The 24,305-nt window shown below is 62.4% G+C and carries 21 protein-coding genes, 1 CRISPR repeat array and 2 riboswitches; of the genes, 14 read left to right on the top strand and 7 right to left on the bottom strand.

Annotated features, from left to right (window positions below; translation table 11 throughout):
• Positions 1-37: 37 nt before the first annotated feature.
• A complete protein-coding gene (locus TC41_RS13770) occupies positions 38-1,081 on the top strand; it encodes an NAD(P)-dependent alcohol dehydrogenase (protein ID WP_014465685.1) in 1,044 nt (347 codons plus the stop codon).
• 116 nt (positions 1,082-1,197) lie between these two features.
• The gene (locus TC41_RS13765) at positions 1,198-2,463 is read left to right on the top strand and encodes an MFS transporter (protein ID WP_041695947.1); all 1,266 of its coding nucleotides are present in this window, start codon (positions 1,198-1,200) and stop codon (positions 2,461-2,463) included.
• A 90-nt stretch (positions 2,464-2,553) separates the two neighbouring features.
• On the opposite strand, the gene TC41_RS13760 is transcribed toward TC41_RS13765, so the two are convergent.
• Both TC41_RS13760 and TC41_RS13755 read right to left on the bottom strand, forming a co-directional pair.
• Positions 2,554-3,735, bottom strand: a complete 1,182-nt coding sequence (locus TC41_RS13760) for an aminotransferase class I/II-fold pyridoxal phosphate-dependent enzyme (protein ID WP_014465683.1) — start codon at positions 3,733-3,735, stop codon at positions 2,554-2,556.
• Positions 3,732-4,226, bottom strand: a complete 495-nt coding sequence (locus tag TC41_RS13755) for an Lrp/AsnC family transcriptional regulator (RefSeq protein ID WP_014465682.1) — start codon at positions 4,224-4,226, stop codon at positions 3,732-3,734. Before TC41_RS13755 ends, TC41_RS13760 begins: the two co-directional genes overlap by 4 nt.
• A gap of 189 nt (positions 4,227-4,415) precedes the next feature.
• Between TC41_RS13755 and TC41_RS13750 the strand changes: the two genes are divergently transcribed.
• Positions 4,416-4,790, top strand: a complete 375-nt coding sequence (locus TC41_RS13750; protein ID WP_014465681.1) for an Asp23/Gls24 family envelope stress response protein — start codon at positions 4,416-4,418, stop codon at positions 4,788-4,790.
• Between the two features lie 70 nt (positions 4,791-4,860).
• Here the strand turns inward: TC41_RS13750 and TC41_RS13745 are convergent, their stop codons facing one another.
• The 3 genes from TC41_RS13745 to TC41_RS16045 are packed head-to-tail and all read right to left on the bottom strand — an operon-like array spanning position 4,861 to position 6,648.
• Entirely contained in the window at positions 4,861-5,115 is a 255-nt protein-coding gene (locus tag TC41_RS13745; protein ID WP_041695505.1) for a DUF2273 domain-containing protein, read from the bottom strand.
• Complete coding sequence (gene amaP / locus TC41_RS13740) at positions 5,108-5,665, bottom strand: alkaline shock response membrane anchor protein AmaP (protein WP_014465678.1); 558 nt, start codon at positions 5,663-5,665, stop codon at positions 5,108-5,110. Before amaP ends, TC41_RS13745 begins: the two co-directional genes overlap by 8 nt.
• A 23-nt stretch (positions 5,666-5,688) precedes the next feature.
• Entirely contained in the window at positions 5,689-6,648 is a 960-nt protein-coding gene (locus TC41_RS16045) for an Asp23/Gls24 family envelope stress response protein (protein WP_014465677.1), read from the bottom strand.
• A 650-nt stretch (positions 6,649-7,298) separates the two neighbouring features.
• Between TC41_RS16045 and TC41_RS13730 the strand changes: the two genes are divergently transcribed.
• From TC41_RS13730 to thiC, 6 genes are all read left to right on the top strand, one after another.
• Positions 7,299-7,598 carry a metal-sensitive transcriptional regulator gene (locus TC41_RS13730; protein ID WP_041695504.1) on the top strand — a complete coding sequence of 100 codons (300 nt, stop codon included), beginning with the start codon at positions 7,299-7,301 and terminating at the stop codon, positions 7,596-7,598.
• 40 nt (positions 7,599-7,638) lie between these two features.
• Positions 7,639-7,842 (top strand): heavy-metal-associated domain-containing protein, encoded by a 204-nt coding sequence (locus TC41_RS13725; RefSeq protein WP_014465674.1) that lies wholly within the window; start codon positions 7,639-7,641, stop codon positions 7,840-7,842.
• A 149-nt stretch (positions 7,843-7,991) separates the two neighbouring features.
• Complete coding sequence (locus TC41_RS13720) at positions 7,992-8,804, top strand: Dam family site-specific DNA-(adenine-N6)-methyltransferase (protein WP_014465673.1); 813 nt, start codon at positions 7,992-7,994, stop codon at positions 8,802-8,804.
• Between the two features lie 77 nt (positions 8,805-8,881).
• On the top strand, positions 8,882-9,673 hold the full coding sequence (locus tag TC41_RS13715; protein ID WP_041695503.1) for a COG4705 family protein: 792 nt from the start codon (positions 8,882-8,884) through the stop codon (positions 9,671-9,673).
• A gap of 78 nt (positions 9,674-9,751) precedes the next feature.
• A riboswitch (purine riboswitch) is annotated at positions 9,752-9,854 on the top strand.
• Positions 9,855-10,016: 162 nt separating this feature from the next.
• Positions 10,017-11,489, top strand: coding sequence for a purine-cytosine permease family protein (locus TC41_RS13710; protein ID WP_014465671.1), 1,473 nt, complete (start codon positions 10,017-10,019; stop codon positions 11,487-11,489).
• A gap of 108 nt (positions 11,490-11,597) precedes the next feature.
• A riboswitch (TPP riboswitch) is annotated at positions 11,598-11,709 on the top strand.
• A gap of 186 nt (positions 11,710-11,895) precedes the next feature.
• Positions 11,896-13,617 (top strand): phosphomethylpyrimidine synthase ThiC, encoded by a 1,722-nt coding sequence (gene thiC, locus TC41_RS13705; RefSeq protein ID WP_041695502.1) that lies wholly within the window; start codon positions 11,896-11,898, stop codon positions 13,615-13,617.
• Positions 13,618-13,626: 9 nt separating this feature from the next.
• A CRISPR array of direct repeats spans positions 13,627-14,246; the repeat unit is 37 nt; unit sequence GCTTCAATGGGGCCGCCGACGATCTCGGCGGAACAAC.
• A 503-nt stretch (positions 14,247-14,749) separates the two neighbouring features.
• On the opposite strand, the gene TC41_RS13695 is transcribed toward thiC, so the two are convergent.
• Both TC41_RS13695 and TC41_RS13690 read right to left on the bottom strand, forming a co-directional pair.
• A complete protein-coding gene (locus TC41_RS13695) occupies positions 14,750-15,901 on the bottom strand; it encodes an RNA-guided endonuclease InsQ/TnpB family protein (protein ID WP_014465668.1) in 1,152 nt (383 codons plus the stop codon).
• Positions 15,873-16,460, bottom strand: coding sequence for an IS607 family transposase (locus TC41_RS13690; RefSeq protein WP_014465667.1), 588 nt, complete (start codon positions 16,458-16,460; stop codon positions 15,873-15,875). The genes TC41_RS13695 and TC41_RS13690 overlap by 29 nt, the downstream gene beginning before the upstream one ends.
• Positions 16,461-16,724: 264 nt before the next feature.
• Between TC41_RS13690 and cas4 the strand changes: the two genes are divergently transcribed.
• The 5 genes from cas4 to cas8g1 all read left to right on the top strand — a co-directional run bounded on the left by cas4 (position 16,725) and on the right by cas8g1 (position 24,297).
• Positions 16,725-17,360: a CRISPR-associated protein Cas4 gene (gene cas4, locus TC41_RS13685; RefSeq protein ID WP_014465665.1), complete on the top strand. Its 636-nt coding sequence runs from the start codon at positions 16,725-16,727 to the stop codon at positions 17,358-17,360.
• Positions 17,348-18,388, top strand: a complete 1,041-nt coding sequence (cas1c, locus tag TC41_RS13680; protein WP_014465664.1) for a type I-C CRISPR-associated endonuclease Cas1c — start codon at positions 17,348-17,350, stop codon at positions 18,386-18,388. The genes cas4 and cas1c overlap by 13 nt, the downstream gene beginning before the upstream one ends.
• A 13-nt stretch (positions 18,389-18,401) precedes the next feature.
• Complete coding sequence (cas2, locus tag TC41_RS13675) at positions 18,402-18,692, top strand: CRISPR-associated endonuclease Cas2 (RefSeq protein ID WP_014465663.1); 291 nt, start codon at positions 18,402-18,404, stop codon at positions 18,690-18,692.
• 704 nt (positions 18,693-19,396) lie between these two features.
• A complete protein-coding gene (gene cas3g / locus TC41_RS13670; protein ID WP_041695500.1) occupies positions 19,397-22,027 on the top strand; it encodes a type I-G CRISPR-associated helicase/endonuclease Cas3g in 2,631 nt (876 codons plus the stop codon).
• A complete protein-coding gene (cas8g1, locus tag TC41_RS13665; protein WP_014465661.1) occupies positions 22,024-24,297 on the top strand; it encodes a type I-G CRISPR-associated protein Cas8g1/Csx17 in 2,274 nt (757 codons plus the stop codon). Before cas3g ends, cas8g1 begins: the two co-directional genes overlap by 4 nt.
• The last annotated feature ends 8 nt before the right edge of the window (positions 24,298-24,305 follow it).

Below are 24,305 nucleotides of genomic sequence, written 5' to 3'. Positions count from 1 at the left end.
ACATCCATGTGTAATAGGGAAGCGAGGAGGTCTTCACGTGAAGGCACAGGCTCGCGGTGTGTTGAGCAAGGAAAGCCCATTTCACGCCATCGAGATTGAGCGTCGCGAACTTCAGCCCGACGACGTGCTGATTGAAATTCACTACTGCGGCATTTGCCACTCGGACATTCACTCGGCCCGCGGTGAGTGGGGCGAGGTGCGCTATCCATTCGTCCCCGGACACGAGATCACCGGCGTCGTGTCGCGAGTCGGCAGCCGCGTGACCAAGTTCAAGCCGGGCGATCGCGTCGGCGTCGGCTGCATGGTCGACTCGTGCGGTGAATGCGAGAACTGCAAGCGCGGCGACGAGCAGTACTGCGTGAAAGGCAACATCCAGACGTACGGCAGCGTCGACCGCTACGGGCAGTACACCATGGGCGGGTACTCCACGCACATCGTCGTGAAGGAGGACTTCGTCCTTCGTATCCCGGACGCACTCCCTCTCGACAAGGCCGCTCCGCTTTTGTGCGCGGGCATCACGACGTACTCGCCGCTGCGCCACTGGCAGGCGGGGCCCGGCAAAGAAGTCGCCGTCGTCGGCCTCGGTGGGCTGGGGCACATGGCCGTGAAGCTCGCGAAGGCCATGGGAGCCGAAGTCACGGTACTGTCCCAGTCGCTGCGCAAGAAGGAAGATGGGCTGCGCCTCGGGGCGAAGGCGTACTACGCGACGAGCGATCCCGAGACGTTCCGCCAACTCGCCGGCCGGTTTGATCTCATCATCAACACGGTCTCGGCGAAGATCCCCATCACGGCGTATCTGGGCCTTCTGAAGACAGACGGTGCGCTGGTCAATGTCGGTGCGCCGCCGGAGCCGCTGGAGGTGAACGCGTTTGCGCTTATCACGCAGCGCCGGACGTTTGCGGGCTCCTGCATCGGCGGCATCCGCGAGACGCAGGAGATGCTCGACTTCTGCGCGGAACGCGGGGTGACGCCCGAAATTGAAATCATCTCGGCCGACGAGATCGACGCGGCCTGGGAGCGCGTGCTGAAATCGGACGTACGGTATCGATTCGTGATCGATATCAGCACGATGCGCAAGTGATGTCACTCGCCGACTGGCCCATCCGCCGGTCGCGCGATACAATGGACGCGGAAGATGAGAGAACGGAGGCTGTACTGGGCCTCCGTTTTCTCTCGTTTCTCGAGGGAGTGACGAGATTGACCCGTCAGGAAAGCCCATATAGATGGGTGGTGTTCTTCACCGCGCTCGCGGCGTATTACCTCATCGTTAGCCAGCGCACGGCCCCGGGACTGGTGACCAACCAGTGGATGAACCAGTTTCACATTTCGGCGGGCGCGCTTGGCCTGCTGGACAGCATGCAATTTCTGGCGTACGCCATCCTCCAGGTGCCAGTCGGCATCTTGGCGGATCGGTTTGGGCCGAATCGCTTTTTGATCTTCGGGGCCCTGACAAACGCCTTCGGCACGCTGCTCACGGGCGTCGCCACGCACGCCTGGGTGCTCTTGGTGGCCCGCTTCCTTGTGGGTGTGGGAGATGCCACCATCTTCGTCAACCTGGTCGCCGTCATCAACGAGTGGTTCCGAGCCCAAGAGTTCGTCGCGCTGCTCGGTGTCATCGGCGTCGCGGCTGGCTTCGGTTCTTTGACCGCGACCGTGCCGTACGCGCTCTTGATCCGCGCGTGGGGGTGGCGCAGCCTGTTTGTGGGCGTGAGCTTGGTTCTCTTTGGGCTCTGTGCGGCGCTGTATGAGGTCCTCGTGCGGCGGCCGAGGCGGATGTTTGCCGGGGAGATTCAGCGGGCGGGCGAGCCGGTGCGGCCCGCGAGCGTCGGTGAGGCCATCCGACAAACCTTCACTTCGCGGCAGGCCTACGCGCTCGCCATGTGTCACTTTGGCCTCGTCGGCACGTACGTGGGCTTCATGGGATCGTGGGGCGTGGCCTACTTCATGCAGGTGTTTCACATGGCGAGATCGGCGGCGAGCGCCATGATCATGGTGGGGCTTGTGGGCGCCATGGTCGGTGGGCCGCTCACCAGTTGGCTCGCCAGCCGATTTGGCCAGGTGAAGCGGCTCTACGCGCTCGTGCACGCCGTCACGTTCCTGAGCTGGCTCGCGTGGTTTGCCATGGGCATGCGCCCATGGTTTGCCCTTGTGCCCGTCCTGCTCGCCCTGATTGGCTTTGGCAACGGCGGCAGTTCGCTGACGTTCGCCATCGTCCGGCAGACGTTTCCCGTCGAGCGCGTCGGCGTGGTATCCGGCTTTGCCAACATGGGCGGGTTTGTGAGCGCCGTGCTCCTGCCCTCACTGTTCGGCGCGGCCCTCGACCAGTTTCCGGGCGATCGCGCCCTCGGGTTTCACGTGGGCCTGCTCATCCCTGTGCTGTTCACGGCCATCGGCGTGACCGGAGCCCTCCTGGCGCGTGACGTGAAGCGCCCCGCGGCGGTGACGGTGCAGGAGACGGTGTGAGCGCGACGGCGCAGGTCGCGCCCGCGGAGGACAGCTGCACAGCGCGCTTTCGGCTGTGCCGTGCGCTCCACCGGCGCACCGCGCCGCGTTCTACCGCACCGGGTGATACGCGAGGTTTTGCACAAACGCGCGCATTCGCCGGAGCGCCTCTTCAATCAGCTCCACGGAGGTGGCGTAGGAACAGCGGACAAACCCCTCGCCGGGATCGCCAAAGACATTCCCGGGGACCACGGCCACGCCCTGCTCCAGAAGCAGGCGCTCAGCAAACTGCTCCGAGCTGAGCCCGGTGGGGCGGATGTCGGGGAACGCGTAGAACGCGCCGCGCGGCTCGTGGCACGGAAGCCCAATCTCGTTCAGACCCGCCACAATGAGTTTTCTCCGCCTGTCATAGCTCTCCACCATGCGATCCCGCTCGTCGTCTCCGTTTCGCAGCGCCTCGAGCGCGGCCCGCTGCGCCATGTGGGGCGCGCACATGATGGTGTACTGGTGAATCTTGAGCATGGCCGAGATGATGGGCTCTGGTCCGGCCGCGTAGCCGATGCGCCAGCCCGTCATGGCGTACGCCTTGGACATGCCGCTCACCACCACGGTCCGCTCGCGCATCCCGGGGATGGCGGCGATGCTCACGTGCTGGCTGCCATACGTTAGCTCCGCGTAGATCTCGTCGGACACCACAAACAGGTCGTGGCGCAGGACCACGTCCGCGATGGCCTGGAGGTCCTCCTTGTCCATCACGGCGCCGGTCGGATTGTTCGGGAAGCACAGGACGAGCACCTTGCTGCGCGGGGTGATGGCTCGTTCCAACGCGTCCGCGGTGAGGCGAAATCCGTGCTCCGCGTAGGTGGGCAGTTCCACCACATCCGCGCCCGCGAGCAGCGCGCACGGCTTGTAGCTCACATACGTTGGCACGGGGATGAGGACTTCGTCGCCCGGACACACCAGCGCGCGAAGCGCGAGATCAATGGCCTCGCTGCCCCCAACGGTGACGAGAATTTCGTGAGACGGATCGTACGTCAGGCCAAACTTGGTGAGGTATTTCGCAATCTCCACGCACAGTTCAGGGAGCCCCCTGTTGGGGGTGTACGTGGTGTAACCCTGTTCCAGCGAATACATGCACGCCTCGCGGACGTGCCAAGGCGTCACAAAATCGGGCTCGCCGACGCCGAGCGAAATGACGTCCTGCATCTGGCTGGCGAGATCGAAGAAGCGGCGGATGCCGGACGGGGGGAGGTTGCGAACGACGGGCGACAAACGGTCATACAGCGTGTTCATGGCGTGATCATCAGTCGCCTTTCTCCATCTGTATCGTCGTAGATGACGCCATCCGATTTATACGTCTTGAGCAGAAAGTGCGTCGCTGTGGACGTCACGTTTTCGAGCGTCGCCAGTTTCTCGGAAACGAACCGGGACACCTCCCGGAGGTCTCTCCCGACGACCGTCACCTGAAGGTCGTAACCCCCTGACATGAGGGAGACGGATTTCACCTCGTCGAACCGGTAGATCTTGCGCGCGATGGCGTCAAAGCCGACCTCCCGCTGCGGGAGCACCTTGACGTCGATCACGGCCGTCACCTGGTTGACAGGGAGCTTATCCCAGTTGACGACAGCCGAGTAGCGCAGGATGACCTTTTCCTGCTCCAACTCTCGGATGGTGTTTTCGATCACGTCCGGCGTCTCGCCGAGCATGCGCGCGATGGTTTCAGGGCTGAGTTTCGCGTTTTCGTGAAGGAGATCGCAAATCTTCAAGCGCAGCGCGTCGTTCATGAAAATCCCCTCTGAGGCCGCGACGGGGCCGACATTTGCATGTGGCTCTCATTGTAACACAGTTTCGCCACATGTGCCGGAAGATTTCGATGCACGAGCGCTGGATTGAAATCGATGAAAAATCCTTTGCGACATGCCAAAATACATGGTACAATAGAGGAAAGTTATGAATCCTGTAGGAGTGATAGGATGCCGAAGACGGTGGAGACCAGCCTGGGTAAGGTGCAGATCGCGGAAGAAGTCGTCGCCAAGATCGCCGGCATGGCCGCGCTGGAGTGCCCCGGGTTGGCCGGCATGGCCCCGCGCCGCCAGGTGATGGATCGGCTGAACGAGGTGCTGAGGCGCGAGAATCTGGAGCGCGGTGTCGATGTCCAAATTGGTCCGAATGGCGATGACGTCAAGGTTGGTCTGTACATCATCGTGCAGTACGGCGTAAATATCTATGATACTGCGGTGAACGTGCAGGAGCGAGTGGCGGACGCGCTCAATCGGTACATTGGCATGGACAACACGCAGATCCATGTATACGTTCAAGGCGTCGACTTCGGCGATGCCAACCGTTGATAGAAGCACGAAGACACGAAGACACGAAGACGAAAGACGCCGCCGAGCCTGTGCTCGGCGGCTTTTTTGATCACATGCCGTCGCGAGGGCGCCTGCGACTGGCCAATTGAGCCAGCAGCCGCTCCGCAATCCCGGCGATGGTGCCTTCTTGCTCCCAAAGGCGCCCGAACCAATAGAACAGGGCTGCCAACACGGCGAGCAACACCATCCGCCAGAATCCGACAATCATCCAGACCACCCACACGGCGACGCCCAATATGAGGCCATGATAGCGATGTGGCAGGTTCACGAACCATTCCCAAGCGCCTCGCAGGGTCTCACGCACCGGTACCACTCCAAACGCGCATGGCTCGATTGCTGTCGCCGAGTTCTGTGACCTGGACGAGGACGCGCTCGACAGGGACGTGCGTCGTCTCTTCCAGGTACGACTTGACTGCGTTCTGCGCTTCCTTGGCGAGCGCGGCGATGTCGATGTCGGGCAACACGCGCATGCGCAGCGTCAGAATCAGTCCTCCCTGGCCCTGGCGCACGACCGTCTCGAAAGAAGCCATGCCTCTGAGTTGCGATCCGCGCCGGTTGGCCAACTGCACGATGGTGTCATAGGCAATGCGGATGGGGCCGTGATCGCCCGAAACCATCACAGAGTCCAGTTTCGGATCCCGCCGCCGCCGCCGGAAGAACAGGAACCGGATGGCGATGAGGGCGGTCACGCCGCCCACGACCATCGTCACGGTGTTGTACGGCTGTCGAGTAAGCTCCATTTGAGCCCAGCCAATGGGGACGGCCGCGCCGATGAGCACCACGGCGACGCCAAGAATCAAGGCCACGACGGATAGGATGAACAAAAGCAAGCGGTCAAACCAGTTCACCTTCATGCCCCCTTACGCGTCATCACGCGTCAATCGCGCAACTGGTCCTTAGCTTTGTCAGATGCTCGATCCACCGCATCCTTTGCGACGTTGGCGCCACGCTCCACGGCTTCCTTGGCTTGCTCCAACCCGCGCTGGACGGCGTCCTTCGCCGATTCCACGCCTTCCTTCACCGTCTGCTTCGCGTCCTCCACGCGCGCCTCCGAAGGGGTAACTTCCGCGTTCGAAGTCACTTTGTCTTTCACCTGTTCGACCGTGTTCTTCGTCGCTTCGGCGGCCTTCTGTGCCGCGTCCTTGGTGGCTTCCGCGGCCCGATTCGCCGCGTCCTTCACCGTTTCGGCGCCTTGTTGAGCCGCGTCTTTAGACGCTTGGTAAGCGGACTGCGCCGCGTCCTTCACGGCCTCCACGCCCTGCTGCGCCTTTTCGGCTGCGGCGTCCACGACCTGCTGGGTCTTTTCCTTCGCCGTTCCGATGGCCTCCGCGGCCGCGTCCTTCGTCGCCTGTGCGGCGGACTGAACCTTGTTTTTCGCCGTGTCGTAGCCCTGCTTCACTAGATCCGTTCCTTGTTGAATCAGATTGGATACTTTGCCCGGCAAGCCAAACCCCTCGCTTTCATCGTCTTCCTCACGAAGCGACAATCCCACGACGTGCACGTGAACTGCGGCTACGCGGAGACCGGTATACTGCTCGACCGACGCCTGCACGTGCTCCTGAATTTGAGCTGCGACGTCGGGAATGCGGACGCCGTAGCGCAGCACGACTTGCACGGTGAGGGTGCACGCCTGCGATTCGTTCGAAAACTCGACCTTGACCCCCCGCGTGAGGTTGCGACGGCCCGTGATCTGCTCAGCGAGGCCGCTCACGGCCGAGCCGCCCGTTTTGGCCACGCCGTCAATCTCCGAGAGCGCGACGCCTGCAATGGTCTGAATCACGTCCTCTGCAATGTGAATCGTGCCGCTTTCCGCCAGGGTGTACTCCAAGTTGGCCATGCGCCTCTTCCCCTTTCACGAATGAGAATCTCGCGACATCCGTCTCCGTCAGACCAGCGACTCGGTCAGGTTGGCCGCAGGGAAGTCGGCCCGCCCTCCTTTCGAGGAGCTTTGTTTGTGTGCAATCTTATCAAATAATATTTAAAAAGGCAATAATAAAATAAAATATATTTTTCATGTATTAATATACATGTAATGTAAATTCATATTTTTGCTTCTTTGCTGCTTGCTGACGAGATCCATCATGGGTCAGCTGAACGCATTCGTGGTGTGTTGAATCCAAGGGAGTTTTCGCGATTGAGAACGTTCCTGGGGCTGTTCTGGATGTCGTTGTAGTTCTGGATGGCTGCGCAGTTCGAGGAAGTCAGGCTCCCGCGCCGTCCGCGGGACTTGTGACTCATCGCGCCGCGGGGTTCGGATGCCCTACAGGCTTTGGTATTTTGTCACCATCATAGCCCATTGAGCAGGCCAGGACAAGCTTTCCTGTCGAACACGCATGAAATAGGTCGACTGCGCACGAACGTTGCAGCGAGTGAGTGCTGCGTGATCGCCCAAGTGAAGGTTTAGATACCTTACAGGGGTGTGGTATACAATACAGATTGAGAAGACGAATGCCGTTCGCGCGGCGGTTCTGCTCCGGAGGGGGAAACGTGGAAGAATCGCATGAACACACGCACAGCTATGGACCCATGAAGGCGGACTTGAGCCGGCGCCTCCGCCGAATCGAGGGCCAAGTGCGCGGATTGCAGAAAATGGTGGAGGAAGATCGCTACTGCGTGGATATTCTCGTCCAGATCGCCGCCGTGAAGAGTGCCCTGCATCAGGTGGGACTGTCGATCCTGGAGTCTCACACACGGGGCTGCGTGGCGGAGGCATTGCAGCAGCGGGATCGCGAACAGGAGAAAGTGGACGAGCTGATTCAGGTGCTTCGACAGTTCACGAAGCTGTGACTGTACCTGGGAGCATGCGCTTCGGAGAGGGGGTGAGACCATGGTTATCACGACGATTCGCGTCAAGGGTATGACTTGTGACGGCTGCGTTCGCTCGGTTACACGCGCGCTTTCCGCCGTCGAAGGCGTCTCCCATGTGGACGTCAGCCTTGAAAAGGGAGAAGCTGTCGTGACCCACGCCGATTCCACACCGGTTTCTGCCATTCGAACTGCCGTCGAAGAGGCTGGCTATGATGTGGAATAGGGCTTTGTTCTTCCAACAGCCCCGCCAGGGATCCACTCCTTGGCCGAGATCGATCTCATCTTCCTCTTGCGGTAGACGGAGGATCTGACTCCGATTAGAATAGGGAGAGATGAGCCGCCGCGCGCGGCCGCAACGGGGAGGCGGGGGGCATGAAGCCATTTCTAAAGTGGGCGGGAGGCAAGTACCGCCTTCTGCCATACATTCAGCGCGCGCTGCCACCTGGCCGGAGGTTGATAGAGCCGTTTGTTGGCTCTGGGGCTGTATTTCTGAACACGAGCTATGACGCCTACGTGCTGTCGGATATCAACGCGGACGTGATCGCCGTGTACCGCGTGTTGAGTGTGTGCGGCGAGGCGTTCATCGAGGACTGCAGGCGACTGTTTGTTCCGGAGAACAACAGTCCCGAGGCGTACTATGCGCTCAGGGAGGAGTTCAACGCCTCTCGTGATCCGGTGCGCCGCGCCGCCCTGTTTGTCTACCTGAATCGCCACGGGTACAACGGGCTTTGTAGGTACAATGCGGAAGGGCGCTTCAACGTGCCGTTTGGAAAGTACCGGCGACCGTACTTTCCCGAACGCGAGATGCGATATTTTCGCGAGAAAGCGAGGCGCGCGGAGTTCCTTTGCGGCGATTTTCGCGCGGTAATGCGCATGGCCGAACCCGGTGATGTGGTTTATTGCGATCCGCCGTATGTCCCGCTGTCAAAGACAGCAAATTTTCGCCAGTACGCGGCACAGGGCTTCGGAGAAGGCGAACAGCGCGATCTCGCCCGGATTGCGGAGGAACTTGCCGATCGTGGGATCCCGGTGCTTATCTCCAACCACCTGACGCCTTTCACAGAGCGAGCGTACCACCGTGCAGAGTGCTGTCAGCTTCAGGTCCGCCGGGCCATCAGCTGTCAGGGGGCTCGGCGCGGCTACGCACCCGAAGTTCTCGCGCTGTTCACGCCGAGATCGCCTTGAACCTGCGGCTTCACTCGGGCGTCCATGACCGTTGGAATGGGCGGCGTCTGCGAGGCGCCTGCACAGGAGGGATGCGCATGTCCACCGCGCGCGTGAGTACGCGGCGCATACGTCCGATGGTCAGCAAGGTCCCTGAGATCACCGTGTGGTTCTGGATTGTGAAGCTCCTCACGACGGCGATGGGAGAAGCGACTTCGGACTTCTTGGTCCTACACCTCAACAAGTACTTGGCGGTGCTGCTCGGCGCCGTCGCATTTGGGGGTGCCTTTTGGTTTCAATACCGCGCCAAGCGATATATCCCTTACATTTATTGGAGTTTCGTGACGATGGTGGCGGTGTTTGGAACCATGGTCGCCGACGCTATCCACATCGTCCTTGGGGTACCGTACTGGGCTTCGACTTCTGCCTTTGCCATATTCCTGGCCGCGGTGTTCATCACCTGGTATCGAACGGAACGCACGCTCGACATTCACAGCATCGTGACACGGCGGCGAGAGCTGTTCTACTGGGCTGCAGTTCTTGCCACCTTCGCCATGGGAACGGCGTGCGGGGATATGACGGCGACGACGCTTCACCTCGGGTACTTCGCCTCTGGCATTCTGTTCATCGTGCTGTTCGGCGCGCCCTTCGTGCTGAAGCGCTGGGCGGGTATGAATGAGATCTTCGCGTTTTGGTTCTCCTATGTTATGACGAGGCCGCTTGGCGCTTCCCTCGCGGACTGGCTGGGCGTCGAGAAAGCATACGGGGGGCTTGGGTTTGGCCGAGGGGCCGTTGCGCTTGTCACGACTGTCGTTATCGTCGTCCTTGTCGCGTACCTCACAATCACGTCGAAAGATCGCTCGAACGAATCCCTCGTGTCGAATTTGTAACAATTGCACAAAGGTCACCGTTTCGCCGCCTGTGTGAGATAACTTCCATTGATTCGCGTGTCGGCACTCGATACACTAGGCGTGTGATCCAAAAGGCCTCGTATAATGCCGGGAATATGGCTCGGCAGTCTCTACCAAGCGACCGAAAATCGCTTGCGCTACGAGGCCGTTGTCATAGAGCGGTGCCGCGCCTGGCTACCCCTGTGAGAATCGAGTCCATCGCTCGCTGTGGGAGTGGCGTGCCCGATCTCCCCGTCAACGGCCTCATGGCGAGACGAACCTTTAGGTCCGGTCGCCCGAGGTCTTTTGTTTTCATCATCCAAATAGAGGGGGAGTTCGGCCCATGGCCACCGCGGACGAGCTTCGTCATACGGCACAGGTCGACGAGGCGTTTCGGCTTGAGACGGAGGGCAACGGCATCATCGCGGAGCACCGCCGGCATGGAATGCCTCGAGAATTATTCTATGTGTGGTTTGCTGCAGTTCTGACCTTCACCGGTGTCGTGACTGGGCAGCTCTTCACCGGTGTCTTCGGACTCAATGTGTGGGAGAGCTTGCTCATTGTCCTGTTGTGCTCCATCTCCTTTGCGGCGCTCGGGCTTTACGTGGCGACGGGGCCGCGCGCGGGCACCGTCACTCTCACCATCTCCCGCGCCGCGTTCGGCGTGCACGGCGGCAAAATTCCCGCGTTTTTCAGCTGGTTCACTGCCGTCGGCTGGGAGAGCGTGACCATGGTGCTCACGGTCTGGGCGATGTTGAGCCTTGCGCAGTACGTTGGCCTGCCTTCGACAGGCGTTGGGCCGACGCTCGTTGCGCTGGTCATCACCCTGTTCCTGACCTACCTCGTTCCAATTCTGGGCCACGCGACGCTCGTCGTCATGCAGCGCGTCCTTGCCATCGTTCTTGCGGCGTGCACGGTGCTCGTGCTCTTCGCTGTGCTGCCCGACGTCAAATGGAATTTCAACCCGCCTGCGAGCGCGCTTGCTGCGCACGGTGTGTTCCCGACCTTCCTGCTCGCGCTCTCCGTCGGGTTGGCGAGCACGTTCTACGGTTGGGCGAACTTCGCGGCTGACTATTCTCGCTACTTGCCAAAGGAGACCAAGACGAGCCGCATGGTCTGGGCGACGTTCCTTGGGGGCGGCCTCGCGAACTTCATCATGATGGGGCTCGGGGTTGTGCTGGGAACCGTCATCAGTGCCAAGGCGTTCTCCGCCAACCCCGTGATGGCCATCGCGAAGGCCATTCCCGAGTGGGCGGCCATCCCGTTTCTCATCGTTGTAGTGCTCGGCGACATCTGCGCGAACTACCTGAACGCTTACAGCTCCGGCATGAGCTTCTTGTCGATGGGCATCCGGCTGAAGCGTCACTTTGCGGTCGCATTGGACGGCGCCATCTGCACGGCCATTGGCATCTACGCGCTGTTCTTCTCCAACAACTTCGTCGACTTCTTTGAGAACTTCCTGGATCTCATGATCACGGTCATGGGACCCTGGGCGGCGATTTACATCGTCCATCACTTCGCCGTTCGCGGCCGTTATGCGGCGGACGATCTCGTCGACGCTTCTCCGACATCCGCGTACTGGTATAACGGCGGCTTCAATTGGCGCGCGATTGTCGCGTTCGTGGTCGGTGCGGTTGCGACGTTCCTGTCTGTGAACAGTGCGCTGTGGCAGAGCCCGCTGACTAATGCGTGGTTTGGGGGAGCCGATGTCTCGGCTTACGCGGCGCCCATTGTCACCGGCCTCGTATACCTCCTCCTGATCGCGCCTCGGCGTGAACGGGTGAAGGCGCCGAAGGCCGAAGTGAAGGCCTCCTAAAGCGGATCTGGTCTCCATCTGGCCGCGCGCCCGAAGGGCGCGCGGCTTTGATTTCACTTTGGTATACCACTTGCTCACCTTGCATACACGTCCTATCATGAAGATGAAATCTGCACAAACGGGAGCTCGGTGTTACCGGGCTGAGAGGGCGGCTAGGGAGCTGCCGACCGTTGAACCTGATCTGGGTAATGCCAGCGTAGGGATCTTATTCATCACGTGCAGAAGGCTCATCGGGAGCCCTCAAGTGTTCGCGAGGCCCATCTGTCAGAATGACCTGACTAGTCGAGAGGACGCGGCCTCGCAGCGCTGTGATTCCCCACATGAGGCACCTCTGCAGGTTCCCCCTCAAGATCAGGCCAATGCGGCGCTCGACCCCGCCCCTCCCGTGAGAGGAGGGCCATGCGAGATGACCACTGGTTTTGACCCCTATTTCCCGTCGAGTAGGAAGGTGTACATTGGGGGGGCGCGTCCCGATCTGCGCGTGCCCATGCGCGAGATCGCCCTGGAAGCGACGAGCTCCTCTGCGGGGCTTCGGCCCAACGATCCTATTCGCGTGTACGACACCAGCGGGCCTTACACGGATCCCGACATCAAGGTCGATCCGCGGCGTGGACTTCCCGCGCTTCGCGCGCGGTGGATCGACGAACGCGCGGACACGGAATGGAAGGAGCCGTCGCGCCCGCTCGAGGCTGATCCGAGCCTGATCCCCTTCGAACGCAGGGTGCGACGCGCCAAGCCGGGACGGATCGTCACGCAGATGCACTACGCAAAGCGAGGCATCGTCACGCCGGAGATGGAATTTGTAGCTATTCGCGAAGGCATGGATCCGGAATTCGTTCGAGACGAGGTGGCGCGCGGGCGGGCGATCATTCCTGCCAATATCAACCACCCTGAACTGGAACCGATGATCATCGGCCGCAAGTTCCACGTGAAGGTGAACGCGAACATCGGCAACTCCATCGTGTCGTCGTCACTGGAGGAAGAGGTGGAGAAGATGCGCTGGGCCATCCTCTGGGGCGCCGACACGGTCATGGATCTTTCGACCGGCCGGCACATTCACGAGACGCGCGAGTGGATTCTGCGAAACTCGCCCGTTCCCATCGGCACAGTGCCTATCTATCAGGCGCTGGAGAAGGTGGGCGGCAGCATCCCGGATCTCTCGTGGGAGGTGTACCGCGACACCCTCATTGAGCAGGCCGAGCAGGGCGTCGACTATTTCACCATTCACGCTGGCGTGCTGCTTCGGTACATCCCGCTCACGGCCAATCGGGTCACGGGCATCGTCTCGCGCGGCGGATCGATCATGGCAGCCTGGTGTTTGGCGCACCACGAGGAGAACTTTCTCTACACGCATTTCGACGAGATCTGCGAGATCTTGGCGGCTTACGATGTGTCTATCTCGCTCGGCGACGGCCTGAGGCCGGGAGCGATTGCGGATGCCAACGACGAGGCTCAGTTCGCCGAACTAGAGACGCTCGGCGAATTGACCAAGCGGGCGTGGGCGCACGATGTGCAGGTTATGATTGAAGGGCCGGGGCACATTCCCATGCACAAGATTGAGGAAAACGTCGTGCGGGAGCGGGAGATCTGCCACGACGCGCCGTTCTACACGCTCGGGCCCATCGTGACAGACATTGCGCCGGGCTACGATCACATCACGTCCGCCATTGGGGCCGCGATGATCGCGTGGCACGGCACGGCCATGCTCTGCTATGTGACGCCCAAGGAGCACCTCGGGCTGCCGAATCGTGACGACGTGAAGGAAGGCTTGATCGCGTATAAAATCGCGGCCCATGCGGCCGACGTGGCCAAGGGCCATCCGCGGGCGCAGCATTGGGACGACGCCTTATCCAAGGCGCGGTTTGAGTTCCGCTGGCGCGATCAGTTTCACCTCGCGCTCGATCCCATTCGCGCAGAGAGCTTCCACGACGAGACGCTTCCTGCCGAACCGGCCAAGACGGCGCACTTCTGTTCTATGTGCGGGCCGAAGTTTTGCAGCATGCGGATCACGCAGGACCTGCGCGCCTATGCGGAAGCGCATGGGCTCACGCCGGACGACGCGATCGCGGTGGGAATGCGCGAGCGCGCAGAAGCTTTCCGGGCGAAGGGAAGGGATGTGTATCGGTGAGCCGCGACAAGCTTCAGGGGGCCGCCGACGATCTCGGCGGAACAAGTAATTCGCTGGGCCGTTGTTCCACCGCTCGAATTCGCTTCAATGGGGCCGCCGACGATCTCGGCGGAACAACCCAGGACGCGGTACTTTCACACCGCCCAGATTGCGCTTCAATGGGGGCGCCGACGATCTCGGCGGAACAACATCAATACCGACCAGTATTCTGTCTACACAAACATGTGGCTTCAATGGGGCCGCCGACGATCTCGGCGGAACAACGCACAGTCAGTTGTGACGACATCACATCAAAGTGGGTGCTTCAATGGGGCCGCCGACGATCTCGGCGGAACAACGGAATTGTCTGCGGGACTTCCTGGGGCATGATCCAGCTTCAATGGGGCCGCCGACGATCTCGGCGGAACAACTCTCGAAATGAAATTGCAAGATTTATTTGCTTGTGGGGCTTCAATGGGGCCGCCGACGATCTCGGCGGAACAACGACACGAGCTATGAGCAGACGCGGTTTGCGGAAGTGGCTTCAATGGGGCCGCCGACGATCTCGGCGGAACAACTTGGCGGGCCACATCAGGGCCTCATCCGGGCTATCGCTTCAATGGGGCCGCCGACGATCTCGGCGGAACAACGCTACGCTTCTGAGCCCGCGTCAGGCGCGGCTTCCCGGGGCAAAAACGCGAACCTCTCCAGAAAGCCCTGTTTTCGCCCGCTTTCCATGCCCCCATCATACCGCCTCATCTCCGAAAAGTCCAGATCTGGCGCGCCTTTTGCGGAAAACGCGAACCCCCAGGGCTTTCGCCATCGATCCAGGTTCGCGCAACGCACCCTTTATGAACTTAGTCTCTTCACCGCCTTCACTGACGATGCCCCCGTGGTGTTGTACAAGGCCGCACCCACACAGGGCCCATCCACGCCAGTTCCCGTGCTCGAAGGCTTCGATGCCCTGTTCGCGATTGCTATCCCGTCAACGGGCGGTTTGAGGCCGCCCTCGGCGCGCGCAAACGTTTGTTACCATCGAATCGATCCCGCGCTCACGCTGACGCCCCCTGCTTCCCGATAAGCTGCAAAGCGTCCCGTTCTGCAATTCATGGACAAATGTCCACTTCTCGCTTCCTGCTTCCACGACCCATGACTAGCAGCCCAAGGCCGCCCCGCCAGAGGGATCTCCACAGGCGTCACTTCCCGCGGAACTCGCGGTACCAATTCTCAAAAGATTTTTCGCTGCGTTGATGTCGCGGTCATGCCGCGTGCTGCACGCCGGGCACGTCCACTCCCGCACCGACAATGGCAGCTCGCTTATCACGTACCCGCACGCCGAGCACGTCTTGCTGCTCGCGTAAAACCGTGGTGCCACGATGAGTTCCGAGCCGTACCACGTACACTTGTACGTTAGCATTCGTCGAAACTCGCCAAAACCCACGTCCGAAATGGCTCGCGCCAACGCTCGATTCTGCACCATGCCTCGCACATGCAGGTCTTCGATGACGATCACTCGCTTGGTTTTCGCGAGCTCCGTCGTCACTTTGTGCAAAAAGTCCTGACGTATGTTGCGGATCTTCCGGTGCAGCCGAGCAAGCGCCAGCGCCGACTTCCGCCGATTTCGCGAGCCTGGTTTCTTTCGGCTATGCCGCTTCGATAACCGCCTTAAGCGGCGAAGGTATCGGGCGAGCGGCTTTGGCGCCTCGATTTTCGTCCCGTCAGACAACGTCAAAAACCACGAGACCCCCAGATCCACATCCACCGGCTCGCCCGAAGGTGGAACAGGGTCCGGAATCTCCGTTTCTGCCGACAAACTCACATACCATCGGTCCGCCTCCCGCTTGACCGTCGCCGACAGGATTCGGCCTTCGACATGCGGTTTTTCTTTCAGCCGAATCCGCCCGAGCCGAGGCAGTTGTATGGCGTTGTCCAAGACGCGAATCGAACCCGTCAGGCGAAATGAATCGTCGCGCCCTTTTTTCTTGAAGCGAGGGAATCCGACCCTGCGTCCCTCCTTCAACCCGCGAAAAAAGTGTTGAAACGCGCGATCCAAGTCCCGCAGCGCTTCCTGCGGGGCGCATTTGGAGACCTCGTACATCCACGGGAAGTCGGTTTTCTTCAGGCGGTTGAGTTCCCGATGCTGTTCGATGGCGTTCGTGCTTTGCCCCGTCTCTTCATAGAGCGCGATGCGTCTGGCAAGCCCCCAATTGTACGCAAATCGGGCCGCACCTGCGTGCTTGGCAAGCAGGCTCCGTTGCATCCGATTCGGCGCCAACTCATACCGATACGCCCGATGAATCTTCACGTTTGAAAACCTCCAAAGCGCGCTTGGCGCGGTGACGAGCGGAACGTCGCCCGTACAACCGCGCGCAAAACGACGTGAGGACTTCGATCATGTCTTGCACCAAGTCGTCCTTGACCTCGCCTGGCTCCACGACGAGGATTCGTCGGCCTTGAGCCGCCAAAGCCGCCTCGACGTATTCAAACCCGAACCGCATGAGCCGATCTCGATGCTCCACCACAATCGTATGCGCATCTGGATTGGACAGTAGTTTCATGAGCTTAGGTCGATGTCCGTTGAGTCCCGAACCAATTTCCGTAACCGCCTTGAACACGACAAGCTTCTGTTCCGTTGCAAATTCCATGAGCCGTGCGATTTGGCGATCCAAATCGTCTTTTTGGTCGGCGCTTGACACGCGCGCATACAAGGCCACGGCATTCGCCGTGGAAGACTCGGGTTCGCGAACAAGGATGGTGCCCGAAGGAGTTTGCTCAAAAGGCACGGGCATCCGGCCTTCTTTGACCCAACGCCAGGCGGTCTTGTACGTAATTCCGTTCTTTCTTGCCCAATCACTGAGTTTCATAGAAATAAAATACACTAAATGTACATGATTGTCCATCATTCAGTGAGCAGTTCTTGACCCTTGCCACCAGCGTCCCATCCCCATCGTCCCCCACGCCGCGTCCAAACGCCCCCGCAGTTCGGCGGCCCCTGGCGCCGCGCTCGTCGCCGCACACGTACATCGCGAACCCCGTATACCTCGCTCTCCGTCCGTCCATCCTGAATCTATCACCTCTACGAAGAGCATCGCGAGAACGTCACCAAGCAACCAAGGGAGGAACCCGCCATGGATGACGACTGGCTCATTCCTGTCTCCGCGCTGCAACACTACGCGTATTGCCCACGCCAGTGCGCTCTCATCCACGTGGAGCAGACGTTTCTGGAGAACGAACTAACGACAAACGGCCATTTTCTGCACCAGCGCGTGGACGAGGATCACGTGTTCTCCTCCAGGGGGCACAAGGTCATCACCGGGATGCGCGTCTGGTCGGAGCGCCTCGGCCTGATCGGCCGCTGCGACGCCGTCGAGTTGCACGGTGAGACGCCCTATCCCATCGAGTTCAAGCACGGCAAGGCGCGTCGCAGCCGTTCGCAGCAGGTTCAGCTTTGTGCTCAGGCCCTCTGCCTTGAGGAGATGTTCGACACTCCCGTCCCCGAAGGAGCCATCTTCCACATCCACAGCCACCGGCGATCGCGCGTGATCGTCGACGATGCGCTCCGCGCGCTGACTCTCGGCGTGATCGCACGTGTCCGCGAGATGTTCCTGCGGAACGAGGTGCCGCCGCCCGTGGCGGATCGCCGCTGCCTGCGCTGCTCGCTTCAACCGGTTTGTCTGCCGCATTGGTCCAAGCTGCGATCGGACGCCTCGTTCTGGCGGGCCATTGAGCAAGATCTCGGAGGTGAGACCTCATGCCGCCTGTGATGCTGAAGACGCTGTTCGTGCAGCGCGACGGCGCCGTGGTGCGCATCCACCAGGACACCGTGCTCGTCACGCTGGAGGGCGAGACGCTCCTGCGCGTGCCTTTGCACATGATTGAGTCCATCGTCGGCATCGGCCGCGTGTCGTTCACCAGCCCGCTGCTTGAGCGCTGCGCCGCCGACGGCCGATCCGTCGTCCGCATGACCCGCGGCGGGCGCTTCCTGTATCGGATTGAGGGCAGGCTGTCCGGCAACGTCCTCCTCCGCGCTGCCCAATACGAGGCTGCCCGCTCCCCCGAGAAGTCGCTCGCCATCATGCGCGCCATCGTCGCCGGGAAAGTCCATAACCAGCGCCAACTTCTGCTCAAGGCTTCGCGCGATCTCGCCGACCCCGCCGATCGCGCCGCCGCCCGCGCCGCCGCCGACGATCTCGCCCGCGAACTCCGCAAGTTGCCATCCGCGTCCCACCCCGATGAGGTGCGTGGCATCGAGGGCGTGACCGCTCGTCGCTATTTCGCGGCTCTCCGTCACCTGCTCGTCTCGAGCGTGCGGGAGGTCCTGACGTTCGACGGCCGCAACCGCCGTCCCCCGCGCGATCCCGTCAACGCCGTCCTGTCCTTCCTCTACACCATGCTCACCCGCGACGCGGAGAGCGCGCTGCTCGGGGTGGGGCTGGATCCGCAGATCGGCTTTCTGCACACCCTGCGCCCGGGCCGCCCGTCGCTCGCGCTCGACCTCATCGAGGAGATGCGACCCATCCTGGCCGATCGCGTCATGCTGTCGCTCTTCAACCGCCGCCAGCTCCAGCCCTCCGACTTCGAGGTCCTGCCGGGCGGCGCCATCGAGCTCGGCGAGGCCGGCCGCAGGGCCGTGTTTGCGGAGTGGGATCGAAGGAAGCAGGCGGAAATCGAGCACCCGCTGTTGAAGCAGCCGGTGACCTACGGCCGGCTGCTGGACGTGCAGGCGAGAATGCTCGCTCGCGCCATCCGGTCGCAAGGCCCCGGCTACACGCCGTTTCTGTATCGGGGTTAGGAGGGAATGGGGCGTGTACTACATTGTCACGTACGACGTCGCCACAGACACCCGGGAGGGGCAAAGGCGCTTGCGCCGCGTCGCGCAGGCGTGCGAGGGTTACGGCCAGCGCGTCCAGAAGTCGGTCTTCGAGTGCGTGCTCGACGAGCTGCGGTACGTGGAGCTCGTGCACCGGCTCGGAGCCATCATTCGGAGGGACGAGGACAGTGTGCGCATCTATCGGACGCAGGACTTCACGAAGAGCAGCCTGCTCGTGCTGGGGCGAAATCTTGGGCTCGATCTCAACGGGCCCTGGACGGTGTAGTGTCGAATAGGAGAGTGTTAAACGTGAGTGAGAGAGGTCGGGAAGAAGGTTAAGTTAAAATTCATGCAAAACTCAAGTAAAACTACCGCTTCAATGGGGCCCGACCTCTCAATATATATCGTACCCACCTGCGGGCGTATTCACAACATGGGAATTAATGTAAGTCGGTGTGACGCGTCGCTGTTGGGGAGGTCCCTAAGACGCGTCTTGCACCTTAATGATGATTGGTGTCATTTCGCATCGGACTTCATACAGCCCGAGGGTCTCGAGGCTCAATCATGTTGCGAAGGGATTCGTTTTAAACAATTAGACTCATGTAAATCTAACGAAGCTTGCAAAACCGAAACCGGGATGCTATCATAATCGCAGAAAGGAGGCATGGTCATAATTCAAATGTTCTAGTGATCTCGTGCAATTTAGACGTCGCTCGAGTCACTATCCGTCGCTGGTTGCGACAGTGGGGGCGTCTGAATTGAGCGTACAGGCTGTCAGCGGGATTCAATGGGTCAGGGGTCCTCGCTGATAGCCCGCTCTCCCCTTGCCACCTCATTATGCACCATGACTCGTTTAAAAATCAATCGGTATGCAGTTCCAAGAACCTTGACTCTTCCGGTTTAGTGGGGGTGTTGGAACCATCGCAGCGAAGTTGTATCTCTAAAATCAGCGCTCATTCTAATTGAGATGCCGTTGAGAAGGTGACGCACATGGATTTCTCTGAATTTTTCATCCGAGCCACCGGCTCTCCACCCTACCCCTGGCAGAGCCGGATCGCCACGGCCTCTACCTGGCCGGACCTCCTCCGCATCCCGACTGGGGCGGGGAAGACCGGCGTCATCCTCGCGTGGCTCTGGCGCCGGCTGCACGGCGGAGATGAGATGGAGCAGCGCACTGGTCGAAGGCTGGTCTACGTTCTGCCCCAGCGCTCGCTGGTCGCGCAGACGGCGGAGACCGCCCGCGCGTGGCTCGCCGCACTCGGCCTCGAAGGTGACGTCGGCCTGTCGGTGCTCATGGGTGGATCCATCGATCACGCCTGGGACCTCGAGCCGGATAAGTCCTGGATCATCGTCGGGACGCAGGATCAGATCCTGTCGCGGGCGTTAAATCGCGGCTACGGCGGCGTGAGCCGGTTCCGCTGGCCGCTGCAGTTCGCCCTTCTCCACAACGACGTCCAGTGGGTGGTCGACGAGGTCCAGTTGTTCGGCGACGGCCTCGCCACGACGGCGCAGCTGCAAGCGTTCCGCGAGCGGTTCGGCACCCACGGCCCCGCGCACACACTTTGGATGTCGGCGACCGCCTCGCCGGAGTGGCTGCAGACGGTCGATCTGCGCGAGGCAGGCCGGGAGCTGGAGGTCTGGGAGCTCGATGACGCGGACCGCGAGGCGCTGCGTGCGCGGCTCGTCGCGCGCAAGCCGCTCGAGCGTTGCCCGGTCATCCTCGACGACGAGGCCTCGAAAAAGCCGGAAGCATACGCGAAAAAGCTTGCCGAGTGGCTGCTCGGCAGGCGTCCGGCGGACGGTCTCACGCTCGTCATCCTCAACCGCGTCGATCGCGCTCAGGTCGTGTACCAGGCACTGAAGCGGGCTGCCCCCGAAGAGGACGTCCGGCTGGCGCACGGCCAGTTTCGCGCGCGGGATCGGGCCTGGTTGGCGGAGCAAGCGCGATCCCTTGGCGACACGCGCGCCATCCTCGTCGCCACGCAGGTGGTGGAGGCGGGCATGGACCTCGACGCGACGGCGCTCGTCACCGAACTCGCGCCGTGGTCGAGCCTGATCCAGCGGTTTGGGCGTCTGAACCGCACCGGCACTCGAGAGGCCGCCAGGGCGTTCTGGATCGACATCGCCAGGGACAGCAAGGTTGCCTATGAGCCGTACCACCCGGCCGATCTCGATCGCGCCCGCGCGCAGCTCGAGCGGCTCGAGGACGTCGGGCCGAGCCGCTTGCCCGGCGAGATCGACCCCTTGACGTATCAGCGAGTGCTGCGGCGGCGAGATCTGCTTCAACTGTTTGACACCACGCCGGATCTCGGCGGCAACGACATCGACGTGTCGCCGTTCATCCGCGAGATTGAAGACCGCACGGTGTCGGTGTACTGGGGCGAGTGGACGGGGGACGCGCCGCCCGATGCGCTGCGTGCGGTGGCGGACGAGGACGTCTGCCGGGTTCCCATGTCCAGGCTGCAGGAGTACCTCAAAAAGAAGCGCAAGGTTCGGGGCGCTGAGCAGACGCGCGTCGCCTACATCTGGAACTCGCTCATAGGCCGCTTCGAAGAAGTGAAGGAGCAGCGGGTGTTCCCGGGCCGGCTCTACCTCCTGCGGGCGGAGGACGGCGGATACAGCCCGGACCTTGGCTTCGACCCGGACCTCTGGTCCACCGTGCCGAATCCCGTGGAGGCGCGCGGGCCGGGAGAGGTTGACGCGGAGGACGGCGAGGAGGACAACGGCCCGTCCCCGGGTCGGCCGGTGACGCTCGAGGAACACACGCTCGACGTCATGCGGGAGGCCGAGGCGCTGAGGCCGCTCGCGGGGAGCGACGAGATCGCCGAAGTCCTGCGCGAGGCCGCGTTCTGGCACGACTCGGGCAAGCGCCACCCGCTCTTTCAGGCGAAGCTCCGCCTCGCCGCGCTTGGGGAGGAGGCGTATCGGGAGAAGTACGGCTCCCAAGGCCCGGGCCAAAGCCCGGTGTATCCGCCTGACGAGATCCCGATGCTCGCGAAAAGCGGCGGGCGCGCCGGACTCAGGAGCTATCCACAGGTGTGTCTGCGCGAGGACAGGCAGTCCTCGGCGGAGGCAGCCGCTGGACAGGAAGGTGACCACGGTGGCGTGTGGGGAGGCGCCGAGGGCCAGGGCGAGGACCGGGCTGCGGCGAACGCGGGGAACAAGGCTCAGGCGGGCCAAATCCGCTCCATCCGCGGCTTCCGGCACGAGCTCGCCTCGGGGCTCGCCTACTTGGAGCAGGTTCCGCCCGAGGAGGCGAACCATCTCCGCACTCGCCTCGTCGCCTACCTCATCGCCGCACACCACGGCAAGATCCGCGGCCAGATCCGCGCCAGCGCGCGCGAGCGGGCCCCCGAGGACGGCCGGCTGTTTGCCCGCGGCGTCTGGGAGGGAGACCAGCTTCCTGCCTACGCTGTTTCCAGCGAGGGCAGCTGGCCGGAGGCCTTGCTGAGCCTCTCCGTGATGCGCATGGGGCGGGACGAGGCAGGGCGCGAAAGCTGGGTGCACGGCGTTCAGCGGCTGCTCGAGGCGTACGGCCCGTTCCGGCTCGCCTGGTACGAGGCGCTCCTCCGCGTGGCCGACAGCCGCGCGTCCCGCAGGGAGGGGGGTGTAGAAGCGTGAAACGTGAAATTCGCCTATTCGGCTGTCGGCCCGTGCCCATCGCCGGGTACCTCAAGGCCATCGCGGTGATGCGACTCGTCGCGGAGCAGAAGGACCCTGACCTCCGCAGCTATTGGCAGCACGACGTCTTCTGCCTGCAGACTGAGCTTTCGGAGGCCGATCTCGTCGAATTCTTCCTGCGCGAATACCGGCCCACGCCCATCATGGCGCCGTGGAACGGGGGCGGAGGTTTTATTGGGGGCAAGAACGCGGAGCCCGTCGATTGGCTGAGGAAGTCGACCGGTGCGCGGTTTGAGCCGTACCGAGCGGCGCTGCGCGTGGTGGACCGCCTCTTTGCCGATGCGCCACTCTCCGATAAACCGAAGGACGAGGACAAGGTCGAGCTGCTCGCCAGGCTGAGGGCGGAGCTGCCGGACGAGGCCGTCGAATGGCTGGACGCCGTCGCGGCCATCACGACCGACAGGCTGGGCCTCGCCCCGCTTTACGGCACCGGCGGTAACGACGGCAACTTCGAATTTACCAACAACTTTATGCAGCGTCTGTCCGAGCTGTTTCAGCCGGACGGATCGCCCGCTCCGTCCACCGAGCGGCTGCTGCGCGCGGCGCTCTTCGAGGAACCGGTGAACGGCCTGTTTAACGTGTCCATCGGGCAGTTTCAACCCAGCCAAAACGGCGGCCCCAACGCCGGGCCGGGCTTCGAGGCCGGGCGCCGCGTCAATCCTTGGGACTTCATCTTCGCCATGGAGGGCGGGGAGCTGTTTTCCGCCGCGGCGTCGCGGAGGCTCGGCAGTCAGCACGTCGACTTCTCGTATCCGTTCACGGTCCGGGCCACCGCGGGCGGTCAAGGCGCCATGAGCACCGCGGACGAAGGACAGCGGGCCCGGGCGGAGATGTGGCTGCCGCTCTGGAAACAGCCCGTGTCGCTTGAGGAGCTGGAGCAATTCTTCCAGGAAGGGCGAGCGCAGGTCGGCTGGCGGCCCGCGCGCACGGGCCTCGATTTCGCCCGGGCGTGCGCGAACCTCGGGATCGATCGCGGGATCGATAGCTTCCAGCGCTACGCGTTCCTCGTGCGCTTCGGCAAGATGTACTACGCCGTGCCGCTCAGCCGGTTTCACGTCCGGCGCCGGCCCGAGGCGGACGTGCTGGACGATGTCGACCGCTGGCTCTCGCAGGTCCAAGGGCTGCCATCCATGAAGGAACCGCCCGCCGCCGCGCTGTCGGCGCTGCGCAGGGTCAAGGACGCCATCTTCGATCTGTGCCAGCACGGCGGCAGCCACCGGGTGCGCGAGCTGCTCGTGGCCGTGGGTCAGTTGGATCGAACGGTGTCGATGAGATCGGATCTCCGGGATCGGATCGAGCCGCTCGTCCTGCGATCCCCGTCGTGGATTGAGCGCGCATGGCCTGAGGAGAGCAGGGAACAGGCGGAGTTCGCCATCGCGCTCGCCCTCGCCACAATGGAGAACGTCGACAAGGTGAGCCACCGCCAGTATTTCGCGCCGGTGAAGGGCGGAGGGGCGAGCGCGCGGCAGTGGGCGGACGACATGGCGGCCGCGCGCGTCCGCCTCGCTTTCGATAGCCCAGACTTCGTCCGCGGCGCCATTCTGCTCGCGAAACGCCGCTTGCTGGACGAGGAGCGCGCGAGCCAAAACCACTCCGAAGGAGAGGCGTCAGGACCTTTGGATAAGCGGGGCAAACTCGGCTTTCACAGCCGTGAAAGGGGCTTTGCGGCGCGGCTCGAGCACCTCGTGCCGTTCTGGCTCGGCCGGACGCGCGACGCGCGCATCCTCGACTACGCGTGGGCGCTCTCGGCCTACCAGGGCAGCGCGCCGAATCTCGCATCCCGCCTGCCCGCGCGCAGGACGCCCGACTGGGTGCCGTATCTGTACGCGCTTCTTCGCATCGCGCTCACGTCCGACGGCGAGCTCCGGAATGCGTTCACTCGCCTCGCGGGCCGCAACCTGGGCCAGCCGCCGTCCATCGCCGACGACTTTGTGCTCCCCGTGCCGCGCGATGTGTTTGCGCTGCTCGGGACGGATCGCCCGTCGGACGCCGTCCGGGCGCGGGAGATCCTCGAGCGCCGGTTCATCGCGAGCGGCCTCGCCATCAAGCACCGTGGCACCGACACCTTCGGCCTGTCCCCGCGCCGGGTGCTCGCCTCGGCGGTCGTGCCGATTGACCGTTCGTCTCTCGCCTCCATCGCGGCCCGCCTGTGGCCGAAGGACGATCCCGCCGCGACCGAAGCGGCGACCGAAGCCACCACGCACTCGTGAGGAAGGAG

It is taken from the genome of Alicyclobacillus acidocaldarius subsp. acidocaldarius Tc-4-1 (genome assembly GCF_000219875.1).
GTDB classification, from domain to species: domain Bacteria; phylum Bacillota; class Bacilli; order Alicyclobacillales; family Alicyclobacillaceae; genus Alicyclobacillus; species Alicyclobacillus acidocaldarius_A.
The sequence above is the reverse complement of the archived record's forward strand: the minus strand, read 5'-3'. Positions and strand labels throughout refer to the sequence as shown.

Excerpts from the sequence above, each read along its gene's own strand:
- TC41_RS13750 (WP_014465681.1), top strand. The coding sequence starts at position 4,416 with ATGCCGAAGACGGTGGAGACCAGCCTGGGTAAGGTGCAGATCGCGGAA.
- TC41_RS16045 (WP_014465677.1), bottom strand. The coding sequence starts at position 6,648 with ATGGCCAACTTGGAGTACACCCTGGCGGAAAGCGGCACGATTCACATT.
- TC41_RS13755 (WP_014465682.1), bottom strand. The coding sequence starts at position 4,226 with ATGAACGACGCGCTGCGCTTGAAGATTTGCGATCTCCTTCACGAAAAC.
- thiC (WP_041695502.1), top strand. The coding sequence starts at position 11,896 with ATGACCACTGGTTTTGACCCCTATTTCCCGTCGAGTAGGAAGGTGTAC.
- TC41_RS13690 (WP_014465667.1), bottom strand. The coding sequence starts at position 16,460 with ATGAAACTCAGTGATTGGGCAAGAAAGAACGGAATTACGTACAAGACC.
- cas1c (WP_014465664.1), top strand. The coding sequence starts at position 17,348 with ATGCCGCCTGTGATGCTGAAGACGCTGTTCGTGCAGCGCGACGGCGCC.
- TC41_RS13725 (WP_014465674.1), top strand. The coding sequence starts at position 7,639 with ATGGTTATCACGACGATTCGCGTCAAGGGTATGACTTGTGACGGCTGC.
- TC41_RS13710 (WP_014465671.1), top strand. The coding sequence starts at position 10,017 with ATGGCCACCGCGGACGAGCTTCGTCATACGGCACAGGTCGACGAGGCG.
- cas4 (WP_014465665.1), top strand. The coding sequence starts at position 16,725 with ATGGATGACGACTGGCTCATTCCTGTCTCCGCGCTGCAACACTACGCG.
- TC41_RS13720 (WP_014465673.1), top strand. The coding sequence starts at position 7,992 with ATGAAGCCATTTCTAAAGTGGGCGGGAGGCAAGTACCGCCTTCTGCCA.
- TC41_RS13760 (WP_014465683.1), bottom strand. The coding sequence starts at position 3,735 with ATGAACACGCTGTATGACCGTTTGTCGCCCGTCGTTCGCAACCTCCCC.
- TC41_RS13715 (WP_041695503.1), top strand. The coding sequence starts at position 8,882 with ATGTCCACCGCGCGCGTGAGTACGCGGCGCATACGTCCGATGGTCAGC.
- amaP (WP_014465678.1), bottom strand. The coding sequence starts at position 5,665 with ATGAAGGTGAACTGGTTTGACCGCTTGCTTTTGTTCATCCTATCCGTC.
- cas3g (WP_041695500.1), top strand. The coding sequence starts at position 19,397 with ATGGATTTCTCTGAATTTTTCATCCGAGCCACCGGCTCTCCACCCTAC.